The organism is Psychrosphaera sp. B3R10 (assembly GCF_018861025.1).
In the GTDB taxonomy this organism is placed as follows: domain Bacteria; phylum Pseudomonadota; class Gammaproteobacteria; order Enterobacterales; family Alteromonadaceae; genus Psychrosphaera; species Psychrosphaera algicola.
Genome location: NZ_JAHKQH010000011.1, coordinates 1 through 1,677 on the forward strand (window position 1 = coordinate 1; position 1,677 = coordinate 1,677).

Genomic DNA, 1,677 nt, shown 5'->3' on the forward strand with positions numbered 1-1,677 from the left:
AAATTGTATAAAGGATGTACCGCATTGACTCCGCCAAAGCTAACGCTTTGCTAAGCGGCAATAAAATAACTGGCTAAAATTAGCGAGGAACGAGCAAAAGCCAGCTATTTTTTGTCCGTTTGAGCAGCTTATAGTTGCTCCGTTCCACTAATTAATCTGTTTACCTAGCTCATTAATAAGCGGAATATGCTTCTGTTGCTTACGAATATTTGAGCGCAAACACTCGATGCTTTTAACAAGACTTTCGGAGCAACAGAGGTCACTTGTTTCAATACGCATACTCAGGGATTGCCGTTTATATCGACTATCTATAAGACCTGCGAGAAACAATATTTCAGCCATATTCCATGGTTAACTTTACGCTTCGGAGTTAAAAAATGAAAGTATTTAATCCTTCCGATTTTACTGCTCTTATCGCTATTGATTGGGCCGACCGTAAGCACGACATTTGTGAACTCGATCACCAAAACAACAAACCCATTTTTAGCGTAATTTCCTCTAAACCCGAGGCGATTAGTGCTTGGGCTAATGCTTTAAAGCAGAAGTACAATGGGCAACAAATTGCGGTCGCCTGTGAATTAAAAAAGGGGCCTTTAATTTATGCATTAAGTAAATTTAAACATATCGTTTTGTTTACTATCAATCCGTCAACTGTCGCAAAATACCGAAAGGCATTTACACATAGCGGTGCCAAAGATGACCCCACTGATGCAGCTATCCAATTAGAAATATTGCAACAGCACATGAGTAAATTAAAAGTTATCACTCCCGACACCGAAAGTATTAGGTCACTAGCTCAACTGGTGGAATACCGCCGAACACTGGTGCAGGACCGAGTTGACTTAACGAATAGGCTCTCCACTACATTAAAAAATTATTACCCGCATGTACTTGATTGGTTTAAAGAAAAAGACAGCATGATATTCTGTGATTTTCTTTCACGTTGGCCATCACTTGCACAAGTTAAACGGGCTAGAAAGCAAACCTTAATTGACTTTTTTAACCAACACAATTCACGTTACTCAGCGGTAAATGAAAAGCGTATTATAGAAATTAAGCAAGCTGAACCATTAACGAACGACAATGCCATAATCAGTCCTAACCAACTTCTTGTTGAATGTTTGATTGGGCAACTCAAGCAATTAATGTCATCAATCGAACGATTCGACCATGAGATAAAATCGATTTATAAAAAGAACAGCGACCGATTTATTTATGATAGCTTGCCAGGAGCTGGTCCCCAAATGGCCCCTCGATTATTAGCCGCAATGGGGTCAAATCGCGAGCGTTACCAGTCATGTGAAGAGATACAAAAATACGCCGGTATTGCTCCTGTAACGGAACGAAGTGGCAAAAAAGAATGGATACATTGGCGCTACTCATGCACAACCTTTTTAAGGCAGACATTTGTAGAATGGGCTGGTCAATCAGTGCGATATTCGTTTTGGGCCAAAGCTTATTACCAACAACAAGTAAGCAAAGGAAAGCCACATAATACTATCATTCGTGCGCTGGCATTTAAGTGGATAAGGATACTGTTTAGATGTTGGAAAACAAAGACGGCATACGATGAAACAACCTACCTTGAAGCACTAAAGCGTAAGGGCTCACCCCTTCTGAAATATGCGGTGGAAAGTGAGTATTAATACTTGCTGTCCACCTCAGGGCGTGTTGTTA

At 40.4% G+C, this 1,677-nt stretch carries 1 protein-coding gene; it reads left to right on the forward strand.

Features of this window, described 5'->3' with window-relative positions:
- The first annotated feature begins 377 nt into the window (after positions 1-377).
- Entirely contained in the window at positions 378-1,646 is a 1,269-nt protein-coding gene (locus tag KO525_RS04720) for an IS110 family transposase (protein ID WP_215962644.1), read from the forward strand.
- Positions 1,647-1,677 lie beyond the last annotated feature (31 nt).